Origin of the sequence: Streptomyces sp. NBRC 110028 (assembly GCF_001417735.1) — a bacterium.
Classification (GTDB): domain Bacteria; phylum Actinomycetota; class Actinomycetes; order Streptomycetales; family Streptomycetaceae; genus Streptomyces.
On sequence record NZ_BBUZ01000065.1, the window covers coordinates 1 to 24,530 of the forward strand.

Here is a 24,530-nt window from a genome sequence, read left to right on the forward strand (position 1 = left end):
GCGGTCACCGCGAGCGACGGAGGGTATGCGGCGTGTTCGAATGCCTGGAGGGCTTCAGCCCGCTACGAGGACCGCCTCCAGAGTGCGGGGGCCATGGACGCCTTCCACGCGGTCCAACTCGATGTCGCTCGTCGCCGACGGGCCGGAGATCCAGGTCAACGGGCGGGCCGGGTCGAGGCGTTCGAGGGCCTGCGGGACCGAGTCCACGACCTGGGCCGGGACGCGGATCACGCAGATGTGGTGGTCGGGGACGAGGGAGATGCGGCGGCGGCCCTGGTCGGTGTCGGCGTCCAGGACGATGGTGCCGGTCTCGGCGATGGCCACCGCGCAGGCGGTGACCACGCTGGACACGTCGTCCAGGTCGTGCGGGGTCTGGTCGGGGGAGTCCGTCAGCCGTACGACGTCCGTGGCCGACAGCCACTCGGCGGGCAGGCCGGGCGGGGCGACGACGCTCGTCGCGCCGCGTGCGGTGAGCAAGCCCGCGATCAAAGCGGGCAGGTCGGAGGCCGTGGTGCGGTGGACGATCGCGCGGTAGTCGGCGAGGTTCTCCGCGAGGAGGTCGACGGTCTCGGCGCTGGTGCGGTCGCCGTGTACGCGGTGGTACGTACGGTCGACCGCCACGTCGGGCGGTGTCTCGGCGCGCGGAACATCGGCCAGGGCGCGGCGGATACGGGCCATGACGAGGGCACGGGAGCCGGACGGGGATGGGTTCATGGGGTTCACCTCGCATCTCGGCCAGCAGAAGACGTGCCCCGCGTACGTTGCCACCAGTCGCGGAACGACTCCGCCGGCACCTTCGGCAGCTCCCGGGTGTCGCTCCACGCCCGCCCCGGCCCGGGCAGGCGGCGCGGGTGGAAGCGGCGGGTGCGGGCGGCCAGGCGCTGGCCGGTGCGCAGCACGCCGGGGTGGTCCAGGGCCCAGCGCGCGGCCCGCATGGCGGCCCGCTCCGCGGCGTGGCCCTTGGCGGGCTTGACGACCGCGCGGGTGCCGCGCACCGACGCCGGGCCGCCCTCGACCACCCGCTCGCGCAGATGGACCAGGATCTCGGGGATGTCGATGGCCACCGGGCACACCTCGTAGCACGCGCCGCACAGGGACGACGCGTACGGGAGGGAGGCATCCAACTCGCTCTGGGTGCCGCGCAGTTGCGGGGTGAGGATGGCGCCGATGGGGCCCGGGTACGCCGAGCCGTACGCATGGCCGCCCGCCCGCTCGTACACCGGGCACACGTTGAGACAGGCCGAACAGCGGATGCAGCGCAGCGCCTGGCGGCCCACGGTGTCCGCGAGGGTGTCGGTGCGGCCGTTGTCCAGCAGGACGAGATGGAAGGTGCGCGGGCCGTCGCCGTCCGTGGTGCCGGTCCAGGTGGAGGTGTAGGGGTTCATCCGCTCCGCGGTCGAGGAGCGGGGGAGGAGCTGGAGGAACACCTCCAGGTCCTGGAAGGTGGGGACCACTTTCTCGATGCCGACGACGGAGATCAGCGTCTCGGGGAGGGTCAGACACATCCGGCCGTTGCCCTCGGATTCGACGACGACCAGGGTGCCGGTCTCCGCGATCATGAAGTTGGCGCCGGAGATGCCCACCTTGGCGTTCAGGAACTTCTCGCGGAGGTGGAGACGGGCCGCTTCCGCCAGATCGGCGGGCGCGTCGGTCAGCCCCTCCGGGGCCGGGCGGCCCCATCCGGCCATCCGCTCCGTGAAGATGTCGCGGATCTCGCCGCGGTTGCGGTGGATCGCCGGGACCAGGATGTGGGACGGGAGGTCGTCGCCGAGCTGCACGATCAGTTCGGCGAGGTCGGTCTCGTACGCGGTGATCCCGGCGCTGGCGAGGGCGCCGTTCAGCCCGATCTCCTGCGTCACCATCGACTTGACCTTGACGACCTCGCGCTCGCCCGTGGCCCGCACCAGCTCGGTGACGATCCGGTTCGCCTCGTCGGCGTCGGCCGCCCAGTGCACCTGGCCCCCGGCCGCCGTGACCGCGCTCTCCAACTGCTCCAGATAGTGGTCCAGGTGGCGCAGCGTGCGGTCTTTGATGGCCGCGCCCGCGGCGCGCAGCCCCTGCCAGTCGTCCAGTTCGGACACGGCCGTGGCGCGCTTCGCGCGGATGGTGTGGGTGGCGTGGCGCAGGTTGGCGCGCAGCTGGGTGTTGCGGGTGGAGGCGTCGGCCGCCGCCGGGAAGGCGGGCATGCCCAGGTAGGTGGCTTGGTGGGTTCCGCTCACCAGACGTCCCCTTCGGTGCTGGCCAGGATCTCGGCGATGTGCACGGGGCGGACCGCCGAACCCTGGCGGGCGAGTGTGCCGCCGATGTGCATCTGGCAGGAATTGTCGACCGTGCAGACCGCCTCGGCGCCGGTCGAGGTGATGTTGCGGGCCTTGTCCGCGCCCATCGCCGCCGACACGGCCGCGTTCTTGACGGCGAACGTGCCACCGAAACCGCAGCACTCCTCCGCGCCCGGCAGCTCCACCAGGTCCAGGCCCTTGACCGCGGCGAGGAGCGTCCGCGGCCCGTCGCCCAGGCCGAGCATGCGCAGCCCGTGGCAGGTGGGGTGGTACGTCACGGTGTGCGGATAGTACGCGCCGACGTCCGTCACCTTGAGGACACCGGTCAGGAACTCGGTCAGCTCGTACGTCTTCGGGGCGGCCGTCGCGGCCAGGCCGGCCAGCTCCTGGCCCCGGCCCTCGGCGGCGGCCCGCGCCCCCATTCGCGGATAGTTGTCGCGCACCATCGCGGCGCATGATCCGGAGGGCGTGACGATGTAGTCGTAGCCGCGGAAGGCGGTGGCGTAGCGGCGCAGGAGGGGTTCGGTGTCGTGGCGGTAGCCCGTGTTGAACTGCGGCTGGCCGCAGCAGCTCTGTTCGGGTGGGAAGTCCACCTCCACGCCCAGCCGCTCCAGCAGGGTGACCACGGCCTGGCCGGTGCGCGGATACAGCGTGTCGTTGACGCAGGTGATGAAGAGCGCTACCCGCACCGTTCCTCCTCGTGGCCCTGTCCCGCCGCCTCGGTCCCGGTGACCGGTGTGCTGTCCAGGCGGGAAGCCGCTCTGTCCCACGCCGAGTGATCACCTGTGGGCTCATACTGCCTCAGCGGCTGGGTGCTGTGAAGCAGTGCGCGCAAGTCCGGCAGCCCGCCGCTGATCGTTCCGGCCGTGCGCGCCTGTATCAGGACGTTTCCGAACGCCGCCGCCTCGGCCGGGCCCGCCACCACCGGCAGGCCGCAGGCGTCGGCGGTGAGCCGGCACAGCAGCGCGTTGTGCGCGCCCCCGCCCACGATGTGCACCGTGTCGACCGTGCGGCCCGACAGGCGGACGGCGTCCTCGATCGCGCGGCGGTGGGCCAGGGCGAGGGAGTCCAGGACGCAGCGGGTCGTCTCGGCGGGGTTACGAGGGGCGGGCTGGCCGGTGCGGTGGCAGGCGGCGGCGATGCGGCCGGGCATGTCGCCGGGGGCGATGAACGCGGGGTCGCCCGCGTCCACGACGGAGCGGAGGGGGGTGGCCTCGGCCGCCGCCGCGAGGAGGGTGGGGAGATGGTGCTCCGCGCCGGTGTTCTCCCAGGTGCGCAGGGACTCCTGGAGCATCCACAGGCCCATGATGTTGCGCAGATAGCGCACCGTGCCGTCCACACCCAGCTCATTGGTGAAGTTCGCCCGCCGGCTCGCCTCGGTGAGGACCGGTGCGTCCAGCTCAAGACCGGCCAGCGACCAGGTGCCGGTGGCGATGTACGCGAAGCGGGGGCTGGCGGCGGGGACACCCACGACGGCGGACGCGGTGTCGTGCGAGCCGACCGCCGTCACCGGGGTGGGGTGCGGGAGACCGGTCGCGGTGAGGACGTCCGGGCGCAGGGTCCCGGCCGGATCGCCGGGGCGGCGCAGCGGCGGGAAGAGCGACAGGTCGATGCCGAGGGCCTCCGCGACGTCGGCGGACCAGGTGCGGGTGCGCGGGTCGATGAGCTGGGTGGTCGACGCGTTCGTCAGCTCCGTGCCCGCCTCGCCCGTCAGCCAGTACGAGATGAGGTCCGGGATCAGGAGCAGGCGGTGGGCGGCGGCCAGGGCGGGGGTGCCCTGGGCGGCGATGAGCTGGTAGATCGTGTTGAAGGGAAGGTACTGGAGGCCGGTGGCCGCGTAGAGGGCCCGGGGCGGGAGGGCCGCCGCGACCTTGTCCGCCGCGCGGGCGGTGCGGGTGTCGCGGTAGTGGACGGGGTTGGCGAGCAGGGCGCCGGTGGCGTCGAGGAGGCCGTAGTCGACCGCCCAGGTGTCGATGCCGATGCTGGTCAGGGGGGTGGCGGCGGCCGCGGCCGCCGCCTTGAGGCCGTTCAGGACGCCCTGGTGGAGGGACAGGATGTTCCAGTGCAGGGTGCCGGAGAGGCGCACCGGTTCATTGGGGAACCGGTGCGCTTCGTGGAGCGTCAGCGTGTCCGGGGTGACCTGGCCGACCATGACGCGTCCGCTGGACGCACCGAGGTCCACGGCGGCGAAGCGGTGTTCTGTGGGTGGCACGTAAACCTCGTGGTCAGTTGACGTGGGTGCGGTCGGGAAGGTCGCGTCAGCGCAGGAACGCCCCCGCGACCCCCGCGTCGACCGGGATGTGCAGGCCCGTGGTGTGCGACAGGTCGCCGCCGGTGAGCGCGAAGACCGCGTTCGCCACATGGGACGGGAGCACCTCGCGCTTGAGCAGGGTGCGCTGGGCGTAGAACTCGCCCAGCTTCTCCTCGGGCACGCCGTACACCGCGGCGCGCCGCGCGCCCCAGCCGCCCGCGAAGATGCCGCTGCCCTGGACGACGCCATCGGGGTTCACCCCGTTGACGCGGATGCCGTGGCCGCCCAACTCAGCCGCGAGCAGGCGTACTTGATGGGCCTGGTCGGCCTTGGTGGCGGAGTAGGCGATGTTGTTCGGGCCTGCGAACACCGCGTTCTTGGAGGCGATGTAGACGATGTCGCCGCCCATGTTCTGGGCGATGAACACGCGGGCCGCCTCGCGGGAGGCGAGGAAGGAGCCGCGCGCCATGATGTCGTGCTGGAGGTCCCAGTCCTCGGCGGTGGTTTCCAGGAGCGGCTTGGAGACGCTGATCCCGGCGTTGTTCACCAGCAGGTCCACGCCGCCGAAGGCCAGGACCGCCTCGGTGAAGGCCGCCTTGATGTCGTCTTCCCTGGTGACGTCCGCCGTGATGGCGATCGCCTTGTCGGGGCCGCCCAGCTCGGTGGCGACAGCGGTCGCCGAGTCCGCGTTCAGGTCCGCCACCACCACGCAGGCGCCCTCGGCCACCAGCCGGTGGGCGATGGCCTTGCCGATGCCCGAGCCCGCGCCGGTCACCAGGGCGATGCGGGTCGCGAGGGGCTTGGGCCTGGGCATGCGCTGGAGCTTGGCCTCTTCCAGCGCCCAGTACTCGATGCGAAATTTCACCGACTCCTCGATGGGCGTGTACGACGAGACCGCTTCGGCGCCCCGCATCACGTTGATGGCGTTGACGTAGAACTCGCCCGCGACCCGGGCCGTCTGCTTGTCCTTGCCGTAGCTGAACATCCCCACACCCGGGATCAGCACGATCGCCGGGTCGGCGCCGCGCATTGCCGGGGAGTCGGGGGTGGCGTGGCGGTCGTAGTAGGCCGCGTAGTCGGTGCGGTACGCGGCATGGAGCACGCGCAGGCGGTCGATCGCCTCGTCCAGTGGCGCGTCCGGGGGGAGGTCCAGGACCAGGGGGCGGACCTTCGTACGGAGGAAGTGGTCCGGGCACGAGGTGCCCAGCGCCGCCAGGCGGGGGTGTTCGGCGCGGGAGACGAAGTCCAGGACGGTGTCGCTGTCCGTGTAGTGGCCGACCTGCGGGCGGTCGGTGGAGGCCAGGCCGCGGATCACCGGGGCGAGCGCGGCGGCGCGGGCGCGGCGCTCGGCCTCGGGGAGGGTGGTGTGGACGACCGCGCCGAAGGGGTCCGCCTTGCCGCGTGTCGCGAGGAACGCCTCGGCGGTGCGGATGATGCGGAGCGAGTTCGCCTCGCACTCCTCGGAGGTGTCGCCCCAGGCGGTGACGCCGTGGCCGCCGAGGACGCAGCCGATGGCCTGCGGGTTGGCCTCCTTGATGGCGGCGATGTCCAGGCCCAGCTGGAAGCCGGGGCGGCGCCAGGGCACCCAGACCACCTGGTTGCCGAAGCACTCCTTGGTGAGCGCTTCGCCGTCGGCGGCGCAGGCGAGGGCGATGCCGGAGTCGGGGTGGAGGTGGTCCACATGGGCGGCGTCGACCAGGCCGTGCATGGCGGTGTCGATGGACGGCGCCGCGCCGCCCTTGCCGTGGAGGCAGTAGTCGAACGCGGCGACCATCTCGTCCTCGCGCTCCACCCCCGGGTAGACGCCGGTGAGCGCGCGGAGGCGGTCCAGGCGCAGCGCGGCGAGTCCGGCCGGGGCGAGGGTGCCCAGGTCGCCGCCCGAGCCCTTGACCCACATCAGCTCGACGTCCCGGCCGGTGACGGGGTCGGTGTCGGTGCCCTTGGCGGAGGTGTTGCCGCCCGCGTAGTTGGTGTTGCGCGGATCGGCACCGAGGCGGTGGCTCCGCTCCAGCAGCGTGGCCGCCTCGGGGTGGAGTTCTGCGGTCATGTCGTCCTCATGGGTGGGGTGCGGACCTGTGTCAGTGGGTTTCGTGGCGGGATGGGATCAGGCGCCCCAGCCGGCCTGCCGGCCGCCCACGCGCTCCGCGACGATCCGTTCCGCCCAGCCGGAGGCCCGGTACGCGGCCATGGGGTCGGGGTCGACGCCCAGCTCCTCGCGGACCTCGGCGAGGAGGGGGCGCACGTCGGTGTTGTACGCGTCCATCAGGACCGCGTTGGAGCCGAGGACGTCGCCCGACCGCTGGGCGGCGGCGAGGGCGCCGCGGTCGACCAGGAGGGCCTTGGCGGTGGCCTCCTGGACGTTCATCACGGAGCGGATGATCGCCGGGATCTTGGGCTCGATGTTGTGGCACTGGTCGAGCATGAAGGCGATGTCCGAGGTGAGGCCGCCGCCGCGGTGGACCTCGTACATGATGCGGAAGAGCTGGAAGGGGTCGGCGGCGCCGACCATGAGGTCGTCGTCGGCGTAGAAGCGGGAGTTGAAGTCGAAGGCGCCGAGCTTCTTCTCGCGCAGCAGCAGGGCGACGATGAACTCGATGTTGGTGCCCGGGGCGTGGTGGCCGGTGTCCACGCACACCTGGGCCTTGGGGCCGAGCTTCAGGCAGTGGGCGTAGGCGGTGCCCCAGTCCGGGACGTCGGTGGTGTAGAAGGCGGGCTCGAAGAACTTGTACTCCAGCAGCATGCGCTGGTCGTCCCCGAGGCGGTCGTAGACGGTGCTCAGGGCCTCGGCGAGGCGGTCCTGGCGGGCGGCGATGTCGTCCTGGCCGGGGTAGTTGGTGCCGTCGGAGAACCACAGCTTGAGGTCGCGGGAGCCGGTGGCGTCCATGATGTCGACGCATTCCAGGAGGTGGCCCACGGCCTTGCGGCGGACCGCCGGGTCGGGGTGGGTGACCGAGCCCAGCTTGTAGTCGTCGTCCTGGAAGACGTTGGAGTTGATCGCCCCCAGCCTCAGCCCGCGCTCCTGGGCGTGCTTGGCGAGTGCCGCGTAGTCGTCGACCTTGTCCCAGGGGATGTGCAGGGCGACGGTGGGGGCGACACCGGTGAAGGCGTGCACCTGTGCGGCGTCGTCCAGCTTCTCCTGCGGGGTGCGGGGGACGCCCGGCTGGGCGAAGACCTTGAAACGGGTCCCGGAGTTGCCGTACGCCCATGACGGCGTCTCGATCGCCTGGCTCTTGAGGGCCGCCTTCACGGCCGGAACGTCAGACATGGGTCTCCTCGATATGAAACGATTCAAGAAAGCTAATCGCGCAGGTCGGTGCGCGTCAAGAAGCGGTACGCACCCGAGCCCGCGGCGTACACCGCGCAGCCGTCGGACAGCCGCAGGAACCGGGCGCCCCGCTGGGTCACGTCGGATGCGCGGCGTGCGGGCACCCAGATCTCGGCGGTGGTGTTGACCGGTACCGAGACGGAGAGGGTGAACTCCCCGTCCCGCTGCGACCAGCGGGTGGCGATCGGCCCGTAGGGGGAGTCGTGGCGGCCCTCGGCGGAACGCACCTCGCCGCCGGGGCGGGGCCGGATGAGGATCCGGCGGAAGCCGGGGGCGGCGGGGGCGATGCCGGTGATGTGCTGGTACATCCACTCGCCGACCGAGCCGTAGGCGTAGTGGTTGAAGGAGTTCATCCCGACGTCCTGGAAGCCGCCGTCCGGCTTGATGGAGTCCCAGCGCTCCCACATCGTGGTCGCGCCCCGGTCGATCTGGTACCCCCAGGAGGGGAAGGTGCGCTGCTTCAGGAGGCGGTGGGCGAGGTCGGTGTGGCCGGTCGCGGTGAGCGTCGGGAGCAGCCGCGGGGTGCCGAGGAAGCCGGTGGACAGGTGCCCGTCGCGGGCCTCGATCAGGGCGACGAGGCGGTCGGCCGCAGGGCGGCGCAGGGCGGCGGGCAGCAGGTCCATGGAGAGCGCCAGGACGTAGGCCGTCTGGGTGTCGCCCTTGACATGGCCGTCGGCGGAGACGTACGCGGCGGTGAACGCGTCCTTGACGCGGGCCAGCAGGTCCTCGTAGTGGGCGGGGTCCTCGCCGAGGACGTGTGCCGTGCGGGCGACGAGGTCGGTGGCGTGCGCGAAGTAGGCGGTGCCGATGACGTCCTTGGGGGTCTCGGCGTCGATGTTGAGCCAGTCGCCGTAGCCCTCGGCGGGGCGCAGCAGGTCCGAGCTGTGCTTCTCCAGGTACGCGATCCAGCCGCGCATGGCGGTCCAGTTCTCGCGCAGCACCCGGGTGTCGCCGTAACGCTGGTACAGGTTCCAGGGGACGGTCACCCCGGCGTCGCCCCAGCCCGCGGTGCCGCTGCCGAGGCCGCTGACGACCGGTGCCACATCGGGGAAGGCGCCGTCCGCGCCCTGTCCGTCGCGCAGGTCCTGAAGCCACTTGGTGAGGAAGCGGGCCGACTCCATGGTGTACGCGGCCGTGCCGGAGAAGACATTGATGTCCCCGGTCCAGCCGAGCCGTTCGTCGCGGGCCGGGGTGTCGGTGGGGACGGACAGGAAGTTGCCGCGCTGGCCCCAGGTGATGTTGGAGTGGAGCCGGTTGAGCATCGGCACGTCGGTGTGGAAGGACATGGTGAACGGGGCGGCGGTGTGCATGACCCGGCCGGTCACCGCGTCGAGAGGCGGTGTGCCGGGGTAGCCGGTGACCTCGACGTAGCGGAAGCCGTGGAAGGTGAAGCGCGGTGCGTAGGTCTCGGTGCCGCCGCCCTTCAGGGTGTACGTGTCGACGGGGTGGGCGGTGCGCAGATTGGCCGTGTACGCGGTGCCGTCGGGGTTCAGCACCTCGGCGTGGCGGATCCGGACCGTGCGGCCGGCCGGTCCCGAGACCCTGAGGCGGACACTGCCGACCATGTTCTGACCCAGGTCGAAGACGTGGACGCCCGGGGTGGGTTCGGTGCGTTTGACCGGGGTCAGTTCGCGCTCCACCCGGGTCGGCGCGTCGACCTGGGCCACCACCTCGGTGGTGATGTTCTCGGCGGTGGTGGCGGGCCGCCATCCGGTGTCGTCGAAGCCCGGTGCGGTCCAGCCCGGGGTCTCCCCGCGGGCGTCGTACGCCTCGCCCATCAGCAGGTCGGCGGTCACCAACGGGCCGGTGGCGGCGCGCCACTCGGGGTCGGTGGTGACGCGCTCGGTGCTGCCGTCGGTGTACGTGACCTCCAGCTGGGCGAGCAGCGCCGGGCGGGTGCCGTACTGGTGCTGGCCGAGCCAGGCGACGTTTCCGGCGTACCAGCCGGGGGCGAGGGTCACGCCGAGGGCGTTGGCGCCGCGCCGCAGCGCACGGGTGACGTCGTACGTCTGGTACTGCACGCGCCTTCGGTAGTCGGTCCAGCCGGGGGTCAGCTGGTCGTGGCCGACGCGGACGCCGTTGAGGTGGGCCTCGTACAGGCCGAGCGCCGTGGTGTACAGCCGGGCGCGGGCGACGGGCTTGCGGGCGAGCGTGAAGGTGCGGCGCAGCTGGGCGGGCGACGCTTGCGGCAGCACCGTGCCCCACGGCCCGCTGCCCCAGGGGGCCAGTTCCTTGGCGTCCGTCCAGCCGCTGTCGTCGTGGCCGGGGGAGGTCCAGGTGGCGGGTGGCCGCTGGTCGGTGGTGCGCCAGGTCCGGTCCGTGTGGTGGTGGGTGGCGCCGTCCTCGGTGGTCAGCTCCAGGGTGGCCAGCAGACCGGCCGGGCCCTGCTCGGCGTTGGTGGCCGCGATCGCGAGCGTGGCCGCTCCCTGCCGCAGGTGTTCGGTGACGTCGACGGTGACCGGGTGGGCCCACGCCTTGGCCACGCCCAGCGCCTCACGGGTAGCGACCTCGGTGCCGTCCACGTACGCGGTGAAGCCGTCGTCGGCGGCCACCACCAGGCGGGCGCGCCGGACGGTGCCGGTCGCCCGGACGGCTGAGCGGAACCAGCGGGTGGCCACCGGGGCGTCGGCGGCCGGATCGCCCTCGGGGAACCAGATCCAGGTGGCGCCGTCCAGCCGCGGGGGCGCGGTCACCTCGGTGGGCGCGGTGATCCAGCGCGCCTGCCACTGCCCGGAGCCGAGCAGCCCGGTCTCCCACCAGTCGGGGGCGGACCACGGGGAGGGGCGGCCGCGGTCGTCCCAGACGGTCACGGACCAGTGGTAGCGGGTGCGGGGGCGCAGGGCGGGACCGTCGTAGTCGACCAGGACCGACCGGCTCGACGTCCGCTTGCCGCTGTCCCAGACGTCGGGGTCGCCGAGCCGGTCCGGGGAGGTGGCGACCCGGATGCGGTAGGCGCTCTGCGACTGGTCGCGGGCGTCGGATTCGAGGATCCAGCTCAGCCGGGGTCGGGGCGTGTCCAGGCCGAGCGGATGGGTGGCGTACTCGACGGTGGTGCTCCGGATCCGCAGTCCCGCGGTGGGGCGGCTCTCCGCGGCGGCGGTCGGGGTGAGGGCGGGCAGACCCGTGAGGGCCGTACCGGTGGCAGCGGTGGTGGCGAGCAGGTGGCGTCTGCTGATCACGGGCTTCCTCCAGGAACGGCTGGATGAAAACGATTCAATCTACAGGCGCCTGGACCGTAGGGGCGATGGCCGGGGTGCGTCAAGTGGTCGCGCAGGTACGGGATTTACCTGCCACGCACCCCCTTGACGGGTGCATGGCTCGGAGCTAGCTTCCCGGAATCCAGATTGAAACATTTCATTCGTGTGCTTCAGGAGACGCCGTGAGCCAGACTGTTCCGGTCCTCGCCCTCAAGGGGGTGAACAAATCCTTCGGCGCCGTACGGGCCCTCCGGGACGTCTCGCTGGAGCTTCTCGCGGGTGAGGCGCACGCCCTGGCCGGGGAGAACGGCGCGGGCAAGTCGACGCTCATCAAGGCGCTGGCCGGGGTGCACCGGCCGGACTCCGGCGAGGTGCTGCTGGACGGGCGGCCGGTGGTCTTCCACGGTCCCGCCGACGCCCGTGACGTGGGCATCGCCGTGATCTACCAGGAGCCGACGCTCTTCCCCGATCTGTCGATCGCCGAGAACATCTTCATGGGCCGCCAGCCCCGGCGGCCGCTGCGCCGGATCGACCACAAGGCGGTGCGGGCACAGGTCGCCGGTCTGATGGCGCGCCTCGGTGTCGACCTCGACCCGGACCGGCCCGCGCGCGGGCTGTCCATCGCCGACCAGCAGATCGTCGAGATCGCCAAGGCGCTCTCCTTCGACGCCCGCGTACTGATCATGGACGAGCCGACGGCGGCGCTGACCGGCAGCGAGACCGCCCGGCTCTTCTCGGTCGTCGAGGCGCTGCGCGCGGAGGGCGCGGCGGTGCTGTTCATCTCGCACCGGCTGGAGGAGATCTTCGAGCTGTGCCAGCGGGTCACCACCCTCCGGGACGGGCGCTGGGTGGCGTCCGAGCCGCTGGCCGGGCTGACCCAGGACGACCTGGTGCGCCGCATGGTCGGCCGGGACCTGGAGGAGCTGTATCCCAAGCAGCGGACGCGGGTCGGCGAGACGGCGCTGTCGGTGCGCAGGCTGACCCGGGAGGGCGTCTTCCGGGACGTGTCGTTCGACGTGCGGCGCGGGGAGATCGTCGCGCTCGCGGGGCTGGTCGGCGCCGGGCGCAGCGAGGTCGCGCAGGCCGTCTTCGGGGTGGACCGGGCGGACGCGGGCGAGGTGCGGGTGGGCGGCACGGTGCTGCGGCCCGGCTCGCCGACCGCCGCCATGGACGCCGGACTCGCGCTCGTGCCCGAGGACCGGCGCCAGCGCGGCCTGGTCATGGAGATGTCCATCGAACGCAACATCGGGCTGACCGGCCTGGACCGGCTGGGCCGCGCCGGGATGGTCAAGCGCGCGCTGGAGCGCGGGCGGGCGTCGGACTGGGCGGTGCGGCTGCGACTGAAGTACGGCAGCCTCGGCGACCACGTCGCGGTGCTGTCCGGCGGCAACCAGCAGAAGGTCGTACTGGCCAAGTGGCTGGCCACCGATCCGGCGGTGCTCATCGTGGACGAGCCGACGCGCGGCATCGACGTCGGGACGAAGGCCGAGGTGCACCGGCTGCTGTCGTCGCTGGCCGCCGACGGGCTCGCGGTGCTGATGATCTCCTCCGATCTGCCCGAGGTGCTCGGCATGGCCGACCGGGTGCTGGTGATGCACGAGGGCCGCATGGTGGCCGAGATCCCGCGCGCCGAGGCCACCGAGGAGTCGGTGATGGCCGCGGCCACCGGACTCGGGGCGAAGGGAAGGGCGGCATGACGGTCACGGTCGACAAACCCGCACCGGCGCCGGACACCGAACGCTCGGCACGCTCACTGGTCGACGCCGTCTTCCGGGCGCGGGAGATCAGCATCGCGGGCGCGCTGGTGCTGCTGGTGCTGTTCACCTGGGTCGCCGAGCCCCGCTTCCTGAACGACCAGGGCGTCAAGGACCTGGCTCTGAACGCCGCGATCCTGGTGCTGCTCGCGGTCGGGCAGTCCGTCGTGGTCATCACCCGCAACATCGACCTGTCGGTGGGCTCCGTGGTGGGCCTGTCCGCCTTCGCCTGCGGAAAGTTCGTGTCGGGGACGGACCACGGGGTGCTGACGGTGCTGCTGCTCGGCGTCGTCGTCGGCGGGGCTTGCGGCCTGGTCAGCGGATCGCTCGTCAGCTTCGGCCGGGTGCCCGCGCTGGTGGTCACGCTCGGGATGCTCTACATCATCCAGGGCCTGGACTACTGGTGGGCGCAGGGCGAGCAGATCAACGCCGCCGACGTGCCGCAGCCCGTGCTGGACCTGGGCAGCGGCAGCGTGCTGGGCATCCCGTATCTGCCGCTGATCTCCGCGACGGTGCTCGCCGGGACCGCGTACTTCCTGCGGACGTACCGCAGCGGCCGGGAGCTGTACGCCATCGGCTCCAGCCCCGAGGCCGCCCGGCTCGCCGGGGTGCCCATCCGGCGGCGGGTGCTCGGCGCGTACCTCTTCTCCGGCGCCGTCTCGGGCTTCGCGGGCGCGCTGTGGCTGGCCCGCTTCGGGACCGTCGTCGCGGACAACGCCCACGGCTGGGAGCTGACCGTGGTCAGCGCGGTCGTGGTCGGCGGCGTCGCCATCGTCGGCGGCACCGGCACCGTGTGGGGCGCCGCGCTGGGCGCGCTGCTGCTCACCACCATCGGCAGCGCGCTGGCCGTGCTGAAGGTCGACTCCTTCTGGGCGGACGCCATCGCGGGCGCGCTGCTGCTGGCCGCCATCAGCGTGGACCGGATCGTGAACGTGCGCATGACCCGTGCGCTGAGGAAGAGGAGCGCCCGATGAAGCTGAGGTGGGACACCGCGGTCGGGGTGCTGCTGGTGGCCGTCTTCGTCACCGGGCTCGGTACGACGGACGGCTTCGCGAGCCGCGACAACCTCGCCTTCGCCTTCAACGACATCGCCGAGGTCGCGCTGATGGCGCTGCCGATGACGCTGCTGGTGGTGGCCGGGCAGGTCGATCTGTCGGTGGCCTCGATGCTGGGGCTGTCCAGCGCGCTGACCGGTGAACTGTGGGACCAGGGCTGGGCGTTCGAGACCATCGTGCCCCTCGTGCTGCTGGTCGGCGTGGCGGGCGGGCTGCTCAACGGCTGGCTCGTCACCCGGGTCGGGCTGCCGTCGCTCGCCGTCACCATCGGCACGCTCGCGCTGTACCGGGGGCTGGCCTCGGTGGTGCTCGGCTCGAACGCCATCACCGACTTCCCCGAGACGTACGCGAAGTGGGCGGTCGACACCACCACCGTGCCCGGGACCTTCCTCACCTATCCGGTGGCGCTGTTCATCGTGCTGGCCCTCGTCGCCGCCGTGGTGCTGCACTCCACGAGGCTCGGCCGGTCGCTGTTCGCCATCGGCGCCCAGGAGGACGCCGCGTACTTCGCGGGCATCCGCGTCAAACGGATCAAGCTGCTGCTGTTCGTCGTGGCGGGCCTGGTCTCGGCCTTCGCCGGGGTGGTGTTCACCCTGCGGTACGGGAGCGCCCGCGCCGACAACGGCCAGGGCTTCGAGATGCTGGTCATCGCCGCCGTCCTGCTGGGCGGGGTCGACTTCGACGGCGGCAAGGGGACGTTGTTCGGCGCGGTCGCCGGGGTGCTGCTCATCGGCGTGCTGAAGAACCTGCTGACCCTCAACGACGTGGCCAACGAGGTCCAGGTGATCGTCACCGGGCTGCTGCTGGTGGCGTCCGTCCTCGCTCCCCGCATGATCGCCACGGTGAGCGCCTGGCGTCAGCGGCGCGCCGCCGCCCCGACCAGCTGACCCACCCACGCACCGCGAAAGGTCTCTTCATGATTACTCCTGGACGCTGCCGCGTCGTCGCCACCGCCGCCGCGGTCTGTGCCCTCGCCGTCACGCTCGCGGGCTGCGGCGGCACCACCAAGAAGGACACCGACAACAGCGGCCCCGCCAAGAGCGATGCCAAGGCCGACCCGGACGCCCCGCTGAAGAAGGGGCTGAAGCTCGCCTTCCTGCCCAAGCAGATCAACAACCCGTACCTGAAGATCCTGGACACCTCGGGGATCGGCGCCGCCCGGGAGTTCGGTGGCAAGGGCAAGGAGGTCGGCCCGTCCGACGCCAGCGCCTCCTCCCAGGTGTCGTACATCAACACCCTGGTCCAGCAGCGGCAGGACGCCATCCTCATCGCCGCCAACGACCCCAACGCGGTGTGCGGCCCGCTCAAGCAGGCCATGAAGAAGAACATCAAGGTCGTCGCTTACGACTCGGACACCGCCCCGGCGTGCCGCCAGGTGTTCATCAACCAGGCCGGCTCGGAGGAGATCGGCCGCAGCCAGGTGAAGCACCTGGCGAAGCAGCTCGACTACAAGGGCGAGATCGCGATCCTCTCGGCCACCCAGAACGCGACCAACCAGAACACCTGGATCGGGTTCATGAAGGACGAGCTGAAGAAGCCCGCGTACAAGAACATGAAGCTGGTCAAGACGGTGTACGGGGACGACGACGACCAGAAGTCGTTCCAGGAGACCCAGGGCCTGCTGAAGGCGTACCCGGGGCTCAAGGGCATCATCTCGCCCACCACGGTCGGCATCGCCGCGGCCGCCCGCTACATCAGCGACTCCTCCTACAAGGGCAAGGTCGTGCTGAACGGCCTCGGCACGCCGAACCAGATGCGCAAGTACGTCAAGGACGGCACCGTCGAGCAGTTCGCGCTGTGGGACCCCAGGAAGCTGGGGTACCTGGGCTCGTACGCCGCGGCCGCGCTCGCCTCCGGGCAGATCACCGGGGCCGAGGGGGAGAAGTTCAAGGCAGGGAAGCTCGGTGAGTACACGATCGGCAAGCAGGGCGAGGTCATCCTCGGGCCGCCCACCGTCTTCGACAAGTCCAACATCGACAAGTACCACTTCTGAGGCGGCCCGTGATGCGGCGTGTGTGTTTTCTGCTGAAGGTCCGCCAGGAGCGGCTGGCCGAGTACCGCGAGCGGCACGAGGCCGTGTGGCCGGAGATGCTGGAGGCGCTGTCCCGGGCCGGGTGGCACAACTACTCGCTCTTCCTGCGCGAGGACGGGCTGCTGGTCGGCTATCTGGAGACCGAGGACTTCGCGGCGGCACAGGCCGCGATGGCCGCCACCGACGTCAACGCGCGGTGGCAGGCGGAGATGGCTGGCTTCTTCGAAGCGCTGGACGGCGCCAAGCCGGATGAGGCCATGACACCGCTCACCGAAGTGTTCCACCTCGCTTGAGAACACGGAGACATACGCAGATGAGACCCCTGGCCGTCGCCGCGCTGGCCACTGCCCTCCTCACCGCCGCCATTCCGGCCGGAAACGCGACGGCCGCGACCGCCGCGGCCCCCGGCCCGGCGGTCAGCAAGGTCGCCGACACCCAGCTCGACCCGAAGGCCATCTACTTCGAGTCCTACAACGGCCTGGTCAACAACAACGCGTTCCAGAAGAACGGGCTGCTCACCTACAAGGGCTACCAGTACGCCGTCTGGTACACCGCCGACCGCACCGCCGTCATCGGTCGCCGCGCGCTGGGCCGGGCGGACTGGCAGACCGTCCGGCTGGCGCACCAGCTCACCGCCGACGACTCCCACAACGTGATCTCCATGGGGATCTCGCGCGTCGACGGCCGGCTGCACCTCACCATGGACTCGCACAGCAGCGGCTTCTTCTACGTGAAGTCGGTGGCCGGACTGCTGGACGACCCCGCCGGACACGCGTGGAACAGCGCCCAGTTCGGCACGGTGCAGACCACCCTGGACGGGCTCGCGCTCACCTCCCAGTTCACGTACCCGCAGTTCGTGGCCACCCCCGAGGGCCGCCTCCAGCTCAGCTACCGGGTCGGGGTGTCCGGGAACGGCCGCAACGCGCTGGCCGAGTACGACGGCACCAAGTGGACCGCGCTCGGCGAATGGTCCGCGTCCACGGGCACGTACACCAGCGAGCACGGCTCCAGCACCGCCCGCAACATGTATCTGCACGGCATCGACTACGGCTCGGACGGCCGGCTGCACGCCTTCTACACGTGGCGCGAGCAGAACAACGCGGTGATGTGCGATGCCGGTGGCCTCACCAACCACGACACCGGCTATGTCTACAGCACCGACCGCGGCCGCACCTGGCGCAACGCGGCGGGCACCGTGGTCGGCACCACCGGCGGCGCCGACAAGGTGACCGTGAACGACACCGGCACGGTCGTCGATCCGCTGGGCCCCGACCACTCGCTGATGAACCAGGAGAGCCAGGCCACCGACTCCGCCGGGCGCCCGCACGCCGTCATCAGCTACGTCCCCGGCCGCTTCGGCCAGTGCACCACCGACTACGTGACCGACCGCACCGCAGGCGGCCGCGCCTTCCACCTCTTCAAGGACGCCGCGGGCGCCTGGAAGAAGACCGAGATCCCGGAAGCCCTCAACTCCAGCCAGCGCACCCACCTGGCCTTCGACAAGTACGACAACGCCTACGCCGTCATGCCCTACGGCCGCATCGTGGCCGCGTCCAGCGCCTCGGGGTACACCGACTGGAAGACGCTCTTCGACGGCAGCGGGCTGAACGCCTTCGGCGAGGTCGTCGTCGACGACACCCGCCTCGCCCAGGACGGTGTGCTGTCGTTCATGTACCAGCGGAAGTCGAGCGGCACCACGCCCTCGGCCCTCCGCGTCATCGACTTCCGACTGCCGGGCTAGGAGAGGGGGTGGCTTGAGAGCCCATGCGGTAGGGATCAAGGAGGTGGCGAAGGAGGCCGGGGTCTCGGTCGGCACGGTCTCCAACGTCATCAACCGCCCGGATTCGGTGTCCGAGGAGACCCGGGCCCGGGTGCTGTCCACCATCGAGCGGCTGGGGTATGTGCGCAGCGAGTCCGCCCGCCAGCTGCGCGCGGGCCACAGCCGCATCGTCGGGCTGCTGGTGCTCGACATGGCGAACCCCTTCTTCGTGGACGTGGCCGGTGGCGCCGAGCGCGCGGCGCGCGAGGCGGGCCTCGGGGTGATGGTGTGCAACAGCGCGCAGAGCGCCCGGGAGGAGGCCGACTACCTGGGGCTCTTCGCCGAGCAGCGGGTGCGCGGCGTCCTGGTGACCCCCGCCGACGCCACCGGCCGCAACCTGGAGAACTTCCGGCGCCACGGCATCCCGTTCGTCTACGTGGACCGCGAGGTGCCCAGCTCCGAGGGCTGTTCGGTGTCGGTGGACGACATCGAGGGTGGCGCGCTCGCCGCCCGCCACCTCCTCGGCCAGGGGCACCGCTCGGTGGCGTACGTCAGCGGCCCGATGCACCTCGCCCAGTGCCGCGACCGCCGCACCGGCGCGCTGACCGCCCTGCGGGAGGAGGGCGTCGCCGAGGCCGCGCTGCGCCATGTGGAGGTGGAGCGGCTGGACGTGGCGGGCGGCCGGGACGCGGGGGCGCGGCTGCTGGGCATGGCGCCGCGGCCGACGGCGGTGTTCTGCGCGAACGACCTGCTGGCGCTGGGGGTGTTACAGGCGCTGTACGGGGCGGGGGTGTCGGTGCCGGGCGAGGTGGCGTTGGTGGGGTACGACGACATCGAGTTCGCTGCGGCCGCGGCGGTGCCGCTGACCTCGGTGCGCCGCCCCGCGTTCCGGATGGGTCGTACGGCGGCGGAGCTGCTGATCGAGGAGACGGGCGAGGGGTCCGATGACCATCGGCACCAGCGGATCGTCCTGCGACCCGAACTCGTCGTCCGCGGATCGAGCCTGGCCCGTACCGTGCACGGCACGTGACGGCGGCGGGCGGGGTGGAGGAAATCCGTGCCGCTCACGCCATAGCATGGGTCCCGCGGCCGAGGTGGGCCGCGGGAAGGCGGAGGCCGAGGTCGTGGGACGCATGGTGGGGATCAAGGACGTCGCGCGGCAGGCGGGAGTGTCCGTCGGCACCGTCTCGAACGTGATCAACCGGCCGGAGATGGTCGCCGAGGCCACCCGCGACCGGGTGCAGGCCGCGATCGAGCGGCTGGGTTACGTACGCAGCGAATCCGCGCGCCAGCTGCGCGCCGGGCGCAGCCGGATCATCTCGCTGCTGGTGCTCGACATGGCGAACCCCTTCTTCGTGGACGTGGCCAGCGGCGCCGAGCGCGCCGCCCGGGACGCGGGCCTCGGCGTCATGGTGTGCAACAGCGCGCAGAGCCCCGACGAGGAGGCCGACTACCTGGGGCTCTTCGCCGAGCACCGGGTGCGCGGCGTCCTGGTGACCCCCGCCGACGCCACCGGCGGCAACCTGGAGAACTTCCGCCGCCACGACATCCCCTTCGTCCTCGTCGACCGCGAGGTGCCCAGCGCCGACGGCTGTTCGGTGTCGGTCGACGACATCGAGGGCGGCGCGCTCGCCGTCCGCCATCTGATCGCCCAGGGCCACCGGGGGCTGGTGTACGTCAGCGGCCCGACGCACCTGCCGCAGTGCCAGGACCGCCGCGCCGGGGCGCTCGCCGCGCTCACCGAGGAGGGCCTGCCGCCGGAGGCGCTGCTGCACATCGAGGCCGAGCGGCTGGACGTGGCGGCGGGCCGCGACGCCGGGGCGCGGCTGCTGGGCATCTCGCCCCGGCCGACCGCGGTGTTCTGCGCGAACGACCTGCTGGCGCTGGGGGTGCTCCAGGCGCTCTTCGCGGCGGGGATCTCGGTGCCGGGCGAGGTGGCGCTGGTGGGGTACGACGACATCGAGTTCGCGGCGGCCGCGGCGGTGCCGCTCACCTCGGTGCGCCAGCCCGCGTTCCGGATGGGGCGTACGGCGGCGGATCTGCTGATCGAGGAGACCGGCGAGGACGCCGACGCCCACCGCCACCAGCGGATCGTCCTCCAGCCGGAACTGGTCGTACGGGACTCCACGCTGGCGCCGAAGCCGGGCGCGTAGGCCCGGGGCCTACGCGCCCGGACCCGCGCCCACCGGCTGAAGGGCCCCGTCCAGCAGCGCCCGGATCTCCCGTACGGCGGCCCGACCCGCCCGGTTCGCGCCGATCGTGCTCGCCGACGGCCCGTAGCCGACCAGGTGCACCCGCGGGTCCCGCACCGCCCGGGTCCCCTCCACCGCGATCCCGCCGCCCGGCTCGCGCAGCCGCAGCGGGGCCAGGTGGTCGATCGCGGCGCGGAAGCCGGTGGCCCACAGGATGACGTCTGCCGCCACCGTGCGGCCGTCCGCCCAGCTCACCCCGTCCGGGGTGATGCGGTCGAACATCGGCAGCCGGTTCAGCACGCCCCGCGCACGGGCCCGCTCCATCGCCTCTGTCATGGGCAGCCCGGTCACCGACACCACGCTCTGCGGCGGCAGCCCCCGCCGCACCCGCTCCTCCACCAGCGACACCGCCGCCCGCCCCTGGTCCTGGCCGAACGGTCCGCTGCGGAACACCGGCGGGCGGCGGGTGACCCAGGTGGTCGAGGCCGCCACCTCGGCGATCTCCAGCAGATGCTGCACCCCGGACGTCCCGCCCCCGACGACGATCACCCGCTGCCCGGCGAACGCCTCCGGACCCGGGTACTGCGCGGTGTGCAGCTGCCGCCCCCGGAAGGTCTCCTGCCCCGGGTAGCGCGGCCAGAAGGGGCGGTCCCAGGTGCCGGTCGCGTTGATCAGCGCGCGGGCGGACCACGTCCCGGCCGAGGTCTCGACCAGCAGCCTGCCGTCGTCGCCGTCACGTACGGCGGTGACGTGCACGGGTCGTACGATCCGCAGGTCGAAGGCGCGCTCGTAGCGTGCGAAGTACGCGGGGATCACCTCGGACGACGGCCGTTCGGGAGGGGCGTCGTCGCCGGTCAGCCGCATGCCGGGCAGGTCGTACATCCCGTGCACCTTGCCGTACGTCAGCGACGGCCACCGGAACTGCCACGCCCCGCCGGGGGCGGGGGAGTGGTCGAGCACCACGAATCCGGTGCCCGGCTCGTACCCCGCCCGCCGCAAGTGATACGCCCCGGACAGCCCCGCCTGCCCGGCGCCCACGACCACGACGTCCACGTTGTTCATGCTTCCGCTAACCCCGCTCCGGTGCCGGTTCTTCCCGGTCCTCCAGCCGCATGCCCCGGCTCTCGGCCACCCGCAGCGCGTCATGCAGCGCCTCGGCGAGCCGATGCCCCACGAAGCGCAGCTCACCGGTGTGCGCCTTGCGGTCCCGGAGGAGCGGCCGCGCGTGCGCCAGCAGCTCGGCTCCGGTGCGGAGCTGGACGGTCTCCATCTCGTCGGCGAGCCGTGCGATGTAGCCCGCGCCGGAGTCGTCGGAGACGAGGTAGCAGGGCTTGCCGTTCTCCGCGGGCCAGGGCAGGAGGCGGGGGCGTGGGGAGGGCATGGGGCGGCTCCAGGGAAGGGGGTGGTGATGACGGAACCAGCTTTGAGGTTGTGAGAGTTGTCGTGCAAGAGCGATTGAAATTCTCGCTTGAGATGGCATATATGACCGAGTGGGCTGTTGTCAGAACAAAGAGGATTCCCGGTGCCAGACTCTGAACTCCCACCACGGCATGGCAGGCTCAACCCACCGGGAGGCATACTCGTGGCAGCACCAACAGGACCCACCGTCCGTCGCATGCAACTCGGCTGGGAGCTCAAGCGGTTGAGAGATAAAGCCGGATTCACCCTTGCGGAGGCGGTGGACGGGTTGACGTTCTCCCCCTCGAAGCTCCATCGCGTGGAGAACGGGCTGACCGGCCTCAAGACCGCTGCCGAACTGCGAACTCTCCTGGACCGCTACGGAGTCGAGGACGAGGATGACGTGGACTTCCTTATGCAGGTCCACCGTGATTCCCTCAACCGGGGCTGGTGGTCCATCTACCGAAGTGTGCTTCCGTCCGGCATGGGGATGTACATCGGCCTGGAGAGCGGAGCCCGCACCAGCCGGACGTGGCAGCCGAACGTGGTCTTTGGCTTGTTGCAGACGGAACGCTATGCGAGGGAACTGTTCCAGGCCGCCAAGCCGGTTGAGGAGACCACCACGGAGTTCGTTGAGCGCCACATCCAGATCCGTAGTGAGCGGAAGAAGGCCCTCACGCGCAGGGACAACCCGCTGGAACTCTGGGTCATCCAGGACGAAGCCTCACTGCGACGAGTCGTGGGCGGCCCGGATGTCATGCGTGAGCAGTACGAGGAGATCCGGATTCTGGCGCAGCTCGACAACGTCACGGTGCAGATCCTTCCGATGGTCACGGCCACCTACAGGACCGGTGCCAACTTCAACCTCTGGGAGTTCGGCGGTCCGCTTCCAGCGGTGGTGCAGACCGACGCGATCGACGGGTCGGACATCAGCGACAAGGAGACGACCATCTGGTCCTTCTCCCGCAGGTTCGAAGCGCTGCGAGCGGGTGCCCTCGCGCCCGGCGAGACGCCCGCATTCCTACAACAACTAGCACGGGAGATCTGACATGAGTCACCGCATAGCACCTGACGTCGCCCCGGAAAGTGCCTGGTTCAAGTCCTCGTACAGCGAAAACAACGGCACGGGGTGCGTCGAGATCACCCACCTCGACCGCACCGCCGAGATCGGCATTCGCGACTCCAAGGACAAGACCGGCCCCGCCCTGGTGGTCCCGGCCGCCGCGTGGACCGCGTTCGTCAGCGACGTCAGAAGGGCCCATCGGGCATGAGGTTGGTGCGGTGGCGCGTCACCCCACTGCTGCTGATGGCGGTCGTGGCGGGCTGCGGCTCCGGTTCCTCCCCAGCCGGAGGCGGAAAGGTGCCGGAGGTCAAGGAAGCGGAGGATCTGCCGCCGCTGCCCGTCGACCGGTACTAGGTCGGCAAGCGGGCCACCAAGGAGTTCGACACGGCGCGGGACCGCCTCGCGCAGCGCTGCATGGTGGGTCTGGGCTTCACCGACTTGCCCCTGTACCCGAAACCCCCGAAGAGTTTCGGGCCGTCGGGGTCGCCGCTCCTGGCCCTCAGCGTGAGTGGGACGCCGTTGGGGCCGCTCGATCTCGACCAGGCCGAACGGTGGGGATACGGCTGGGCCCCGACGAAAGCCCCGTTGGATGTGGCCGGGCCGAAGGGCCGGGCCATGACGGACAAGGAGTATGCGGCCCTGTACGGCCGGTCCGGCGACGCCCCGAAGGGCGGCTGCGCGGGGCAGGGAGACCGGCAGCTGCTCAAGGGTGTCGCGGACACCACCCGCATGTGGGCGTATCCCAGCCGCCGCGCGGAGCGGCTGGATCCCGCTCCGGCGGCGATGGGGGCGGATCGCGCGGGACGAGCAGGCCTTGTCGGCCAGGACCACGTCCGGCGTAGCTCTAGGGCTGTCAGTGCCCGTTGATAACGTGCTTCGTCCAGTCGGGGAGTTCATGAAGGGACGGGGTACGTGCGCAATGTGACATGCCATCAGGTCGGCGAGCAGCGGTTGGCCGAGGCGCTCGACGACATCGACGGGCGGGCCTACACACGGTGGCACTCGCTGCGGTACGGCAGCATCTCGCCGACGCTGATCCGGGCCATGGCGGACGAGCTGCTCGACCATGTCGCCGCGCGAGCGGTGACGGAGCCGGGGCTCGACGCTGCGGCCGGCACGGTCGCCGTCACCGCCGCGGAGTGTGTGCACGGAGTGCTGAGCGTCATGTGCTTCCCGAACGGGGACCAGGAACTCCGGTTCCCCCTCGTCGGGGAGCGGATCAGCACGGACCCGGACGACGACGAGTTCGGGGACGGGCCCCTCACCTTCCGGGACGTCGTCAAGGAGGCGCCCACCGCGCGGACCTGGCTCGACATGTTCGAGATGTGTGTCGTCAGCGGGCATGTGTGGGACTGGGAGCGGGTCACCGGGCTGCTGCTGCGCGGCGACTACGCCCCCGCCATCCGCGACGGCGTGCCCTACAACCGGTACACCTCCGTCTCCGACCCCGCCGACCTCGCCGCCATGGACGCCCTGTGCCCCTATCTCACCGAGGCGGCCGGGCATCTGCCCCGCGACTGGCCTACGGTTCCGCTGCGCAAGCCGGACGCCGGGGAGCGCACGGAGGCCGCCCGGCGGCTTGACGAGGTCGGCGACGCGCTGAGTGCGGACCAGCGGCTGCTCCGCGTACTTCTCGACGACGATCAGCACGCCTTCGAGGACGCCCTCGTCGCCCGGCTGGTCGCGTACCGGGAGAGCGTCGAGGCCGATGCCGGTGATCCCGCGCCCCGGTCCCTCCTCCCCCTCGGCACCCTCGCCCTGGCCTGCCTCGCCGTCCAGGTCCATGGGTGGGAACTCGGTGTCCGGTCCGGGTATCTGCCGTACGGTCTGCTGGGATCGCCGGACGCGCCGCGCCGGGCGGCGGAGGGGAACCGGAACAATTTGGGCCGCTGGGTCGCCAAGTAGGCCACCCGGGGAGCGGAAGTGGGGGTGGCCCGACATCCAGGACATCGTCGTGGAGACGGACTCGTCCTCATCGAGGCAGCGCGTACGTCTGTGCGATAGCCGAGGACGGAAGGCCACCCTGCCCCACGTCGGCGAACGCCATCTGCCGGATCTCCACGCCCTGCGACCCCGGTAGCCCCGACGGCGCCGAGCCTCAGTCCGTGTCTGGCAATCGTTCGTGAGCGGGTTGGCGGAGCCAAAGGATGAGTGAGGCGCAAGCGGTCGATCGCCTGGAGCGGCACCGCAGCGAGGCTGCCAGCGACGGCGTGTCCTAGTGCCGC

Annotated in this window: 21 protein-coding genes; 12 read left to right on the plus strand and 9 right to left on the minus strand. The window is 71.4% G+C overall.

What is annotated here, in order from left to right; genetic code table 11:
• Positions 1-54: 54 nt before the first annotated feature.
• From ASC60_RS37415 to ASC60_RS37445, 7 genes are read right to left on the minus strand one after another with little or no spacing between them, the layout of a single operon-like run.
• On the minus strand, positions 55-714 hold the full coding sequence (locus ASC60_RS37415; protein ID WP_055558195.1) for an LUD domain-containing protein: 660 nt from the start codon (positions 712-714) through the stop codon (positions 55-57).
• 5 nt (positions 715-719) lie between these two features.
• Positions 720-2,186, minus strand: a complete 1,467-nt coding sequence (locus ASC60_RS37420; protein WP_055558213.1) for a lactate utilization protein B — start codon at positions 2,184-2,186, stop codon at positions 720-722.
• A gap of 29 nt (positions 2,187-2,215) precedes the next feature.
• The gene (locus ASC60_RS37425) at positions 2,216-2,968 is read right to left on the minus strand and encodes a (Fe-S)-binding protein (protein WP_055558196.1); all 753 of its coding nucleotides are present in this window, start codon (positions 2,966-2,968) and stop codon (positions 2,216-2,218) included.
• Entirely contained in the window at positions 2,959-4,491 is a 1,533-nt protein-coding gene (locus ASC60_RS37430; protein ID WP_267892864.1) for a rhamnulokinase family protein, read from the minus strand. The genes ASC60_RS37425 and ASC60_RS37430 overlap by 10 nt, the downstream gene beginning before the upstream one ends.
• Positions 4,492-4,537: 46 nt before the next feature.
• A complete protein-coding gene (locus tag ASC60_RS37435) occupies positions 4,538-6,577 on the minus strand; it encodes a bifunctional rhamnulose-1-phosphate aldolase/short-chain dehydrogenase (RefSeq protein WP_055558197.1) in 2,040 nt (679 codons plus the stop codon).
• 57 nt (positions 6,578-6,634) lie between these two features.
• On the minus strand, positions 6,635-7,795 hold the full coding sequence (gene rhaI / locus ASC60_RS37440) for an L-rhamnose isomerase (protein ID WP_055558198.1): 1,161 nt from the start codon (positions 7,793-7,795) through the stop codon (positions 6,635-6,637).
• 32 nt (positions 7,796-7,827) lie between these two features.
• Positions 7,828-11,034 carry an alpha-L-rhamnosidase gene (locus tag ASC60_RS37445; protein WP_055558199.1) on the minus strand — a complete coding sequence of 1,069 codons (3,207 nt, stop codon included), beginning with the start codon at positions 11,032-11,034 and terminating at the stop codon, positions 7,828-7,830.
• 200 nt (positions 11,035-11,234) lie between these two features.
• Between ASC60_RS37445 and ASC60_RS37450 the strand changes: the two genes are divergently transcribed.
• From ASC60_RS37450 to ASC60_RS37485, 8 genes are all read left to right on the plus strand, one after another.
• Positions 11,235-12,749 (plus strand): sugar ABC transporter ATP-binding protein, encoded by a 1,515-nt coding sequence (locus ASC60_RS37450; protein ID WP_055558200.1) that lies wholly within the window; start codon positions 11,235-11,237, stop codon positions 12,747-12,749.
• A complete protein-coding gene (locus ASC60_RS37455; RefSeq protein WP_055558201.1) occupies positions 12,746-13,780 on the plus strand; it encodes an ABC transporter permease in 1,035 nt (344 codons plus the stop codon). Before ASC60_RS37450 ends, ASC60_RS37455 begins: the two co-directional genes overlap by 4 nt.
• A complete protein-coding gene (locus ASC60_RS37460) occupies positions 13,777-14,748 on the plus strand; it encodes an ABC transporter permease (RefSeq protein WP_055558202.1) in 972 nt (323 codons plus the stop codon). Before ASC60_RS37455 ends, ASC60_RS37460 begins: the two co-directional genes overlap by 4 nt.
• Positions 14,749-14,777: 29 nt before the next feature.
• Entirely contained in the window at positions 14,778-15,854 is a 1,077-nt protein-coding gene (gene rhaS / locus ASC60_RS37465) for a rhamnose ABC transporter substrate-binding protein (RefSeq protein ID WP_055558203.1), read from the plus strand.
• Positions 15,855-15,865: 11 nt separating this feature from the next.
• Positions 15,866-16,186 carry an L-rhamnose mutarotase gene (locus ASC60_RS37470; RefSeq protein ID WP_055558204.1) on the plus strand — a complete coding sequence of 107 codons (321 nt, stop codon included), beginning with the start codon at positions 15,866-15,868 and terminating at the stop codon, positions 16,184-16,186.
• Positions 16,187-16,206: 20 nt separating this feature from the next.
• Positions 16,207-17,634, plus strand: a complete 1,428-nt coding sequence (locus ASC60_RS37475) for a BNR repeat-containing protein (protein ID WP_055558205.1) — start codon at positions 16,207-16,209, stop codon at positions 17,632-17,634.
• Positions 17,635-17,647: 13 nt separating this feature from the next.
• On the plus strand, positions 17,648-18,682 hold the full coding sequence (locus ASC60_RS37480) for a LacI family DNA-binding transcriptional regulator (RefSeq protein WP_055558206.1): 1,035 nt from the start codon (positions 17,648-17,650) through the stop codon (positions 18,680-18,682).
• A 103-nt stretch (positions 18,683-18,785) separates the two neighbouring features.
• Positions 18,786-19,805, plus strand: coding sequence for a LacI family DNA-binding transcriptional regulator (locus tag ASC60_RS37485; RefSeq protein ID WP_055558215.1), 1,020 nt, complete (start codon positions 18,786-18,788; stop codon positions 19,803-19,805).
• Positions 19,806-19,814: 9 nt separating this feature from the next.
• Here ASC60_RS37485 and ASC60_RS37490 read toward each other — a convergent pair whose 3' ends face one another.
• Together ASC60_RS37490 and ASC60_RS37495 are read right to left on the minus strand one after the other, a co-directional pair.
• Complete coding sequence (locus tag ASC60_RS37490) at positions 19,815-20,906, minus strand: NAD(P)-binding domain-containing protein (protein WP_055558207.1); 1,092 nt, start codon at positions 20,904-20,906, stop codon at positions 19,815-19,817.
• Positions 20,907-20,913: 7 nt separating this feature from the next.
• A complete protein-coding gene (locus ASC60_RS37495) occupies positions 20,914-21,225 on the minus strand; it encodes a hypothetical protein (RefSeq protein ID WP_055558208.1) in 312 nt (103 codons plus the stop codon).
• A 234-nt stretch (positions 21,226-21,459) separates the two neighbouring features.
• On the opposite strand from ASC60_RS37495, the gene ASC60_RS37500 reads away from it, so the two are divergent.
• The 4 genes from ASC60_RS37500 (at position 21,460) to ASC60_RS37515 (ending at position 24,210) form a co-directional block, all read left to right on the plus strand.
• Positions 21,460-22,290 carry a helix-turn-helix transcriptional regulator gene (locus ASC60_RS37500; RefSeq protein ID WP_234357312.1) on the plus strand — a complete coding sequence of 277 codons (831 nt, stop codon included), beginning with the start codon at positions 21,460-21,462 and terminating at the stop codon, positions 22,288-22,290.
• 1 nt (position 22,291) lies between these two features.
• Positions 22,292-22,513 (plus strand): DUF397 domain-containing protein, encoded by a 222-nt coding sequence (locus ASC60_RS37505; protein WP_055558210.1) that lies wholly within the window; start codon positions 22,292-22,294, stop codon positions 22,511-22,513.
• Positions 22,510-22,659 (plus strand): hypothetical protein, encoded by a 150-nt coding sequence (locus ASC60_RS42470; protein ID WP_199831171.1) that lies wholly within the window; start codon positions 22,510-22,512, stop codon positions 22,657-22,659. Before ASC60_RS37505 ends, ASC60_RS42470 begins: the two co-directional genes overlap by 4 nt.
• 558 nt (positions 22,660-23,217) lie before the next feature.
• On the plus strand, positions 23,218-24,210 hold the full coding sequence (locus ASC60_RS37515) for an immunity 49 family protein (protein ID WP_055558212.1): 993 nt from the start codon (positions 23,218-23,220) through the stop codon (positions 24,208-24,210).
• Positions 24,211-24,530 lie beyond the last annotated feature (320 nt).

Bases quoted from the DNA above. Each gene is read 5' to 3' on its own strand.
- rhaI (WP_055558198.1), bottom strand. From the start codon at position 7,795: ATGTCTGACGTTCCGGCCGTGAAGGCGGCCCTCAAGAGCCAGGCGATC.
- ASC60_RS37455 (WP_055558201.1), top strand. From the start codon at position 12,746: ATGACGGTCACGGTCGACAAACCCGCACCGGCGCCGGACACCGAACGC.
- ASC60_RS37505 (WP_055558210.1), top strand. From the start codon at position 22,292: ATGAGTCACCGCATAGCACCTGACGTCGCCCCGGAAAGTGCCTGGTTC.
- ASC60_RS42470 (WP_199831171.1), top strand. From the start codon at position 22,510: ATGAGGTTGGTGCGGTGGCGCGTCACCCCACTGCTGCTGATGGCGGTC.
- ASC60_RS37470 (WP_055558204.1), top strand. From the start codon at position 15,866: ATGCGGCGTGTGTGTTTTCTGCTGAAGGTCCGCCAGGAGCGGCTGGCC.
- ASC60_RS37415 (WP_055558195.1), bottom strand. From the start codon at position 714: ATGAACCCATCCCCGTCCGGCTCCCGTGCCCTCGTCATGGCCCGTATC.
- ASC60_RS37490 (WP_055558207.1), bottom strand. From the start codon at position 20,906: ATGAACAACGTGGACGTCGTGGTCGTGGGCGCCGGGCAGGCGGGGCTG.
- ASC60_RS37500 (WP_234357312.1), top strand. From the start codon at position 21,460: ATGCAACTCGGCTGGGAGCTCAAGCGGTTGAGAGATAAAGCCGGATTC.
- rhaS (WP_055558203.1), top strand. From the start codon at position 14,778: ATGATTACTCCTGGACGCTGCCGCGTCGTCGCCACCGCCGCCGCGGTC.
- ASC60_RS37495 (WP_055558208.1), bottom strand. From the start codon at position 21,225: ATGCCCTCCCCACGCCCCCGCCTCCTGCCCTGGCCCGCGGAGAACGGC.
- ASC60_RS37475 (WP_055558205.1), top strand. From the start codon at position 16,207: ATGAGACCCCTGGCCGTCGCCGCGCTGGCCACTGCCCTCCTCACCGCC.
- ASC60_RS37435 (WP_055558197.1), bottom strand. From the start codon at position 6,577: ATGACCGCAGAACTCCACCCCGAGGCGGCCACGCTGCTGGAGCGGAGC.
- ASC60_RS37460 (WP_055558202.1), top strand. From the start codon at position 13,777: ATGAAGCTGAGGTGGGACACCGCGGTCGGGGTGCTGCTGGTGGCCGTC.
- ASC60_RS37485 (WP_055558215.1), top strand. From the start codon at position 18,786: ATGGTGGGGATCAAGGACGTCGCGCGGCAGGCGGGAGTGTCCGTCGGC.
- ASC60_RS37420 (WP_055558213.1), bottom strand. From the start codon at position 2,186: ATGCCCGCCTTCCCGGCGGCGGCCGACGCCTCCACCCGCAACACCCAG.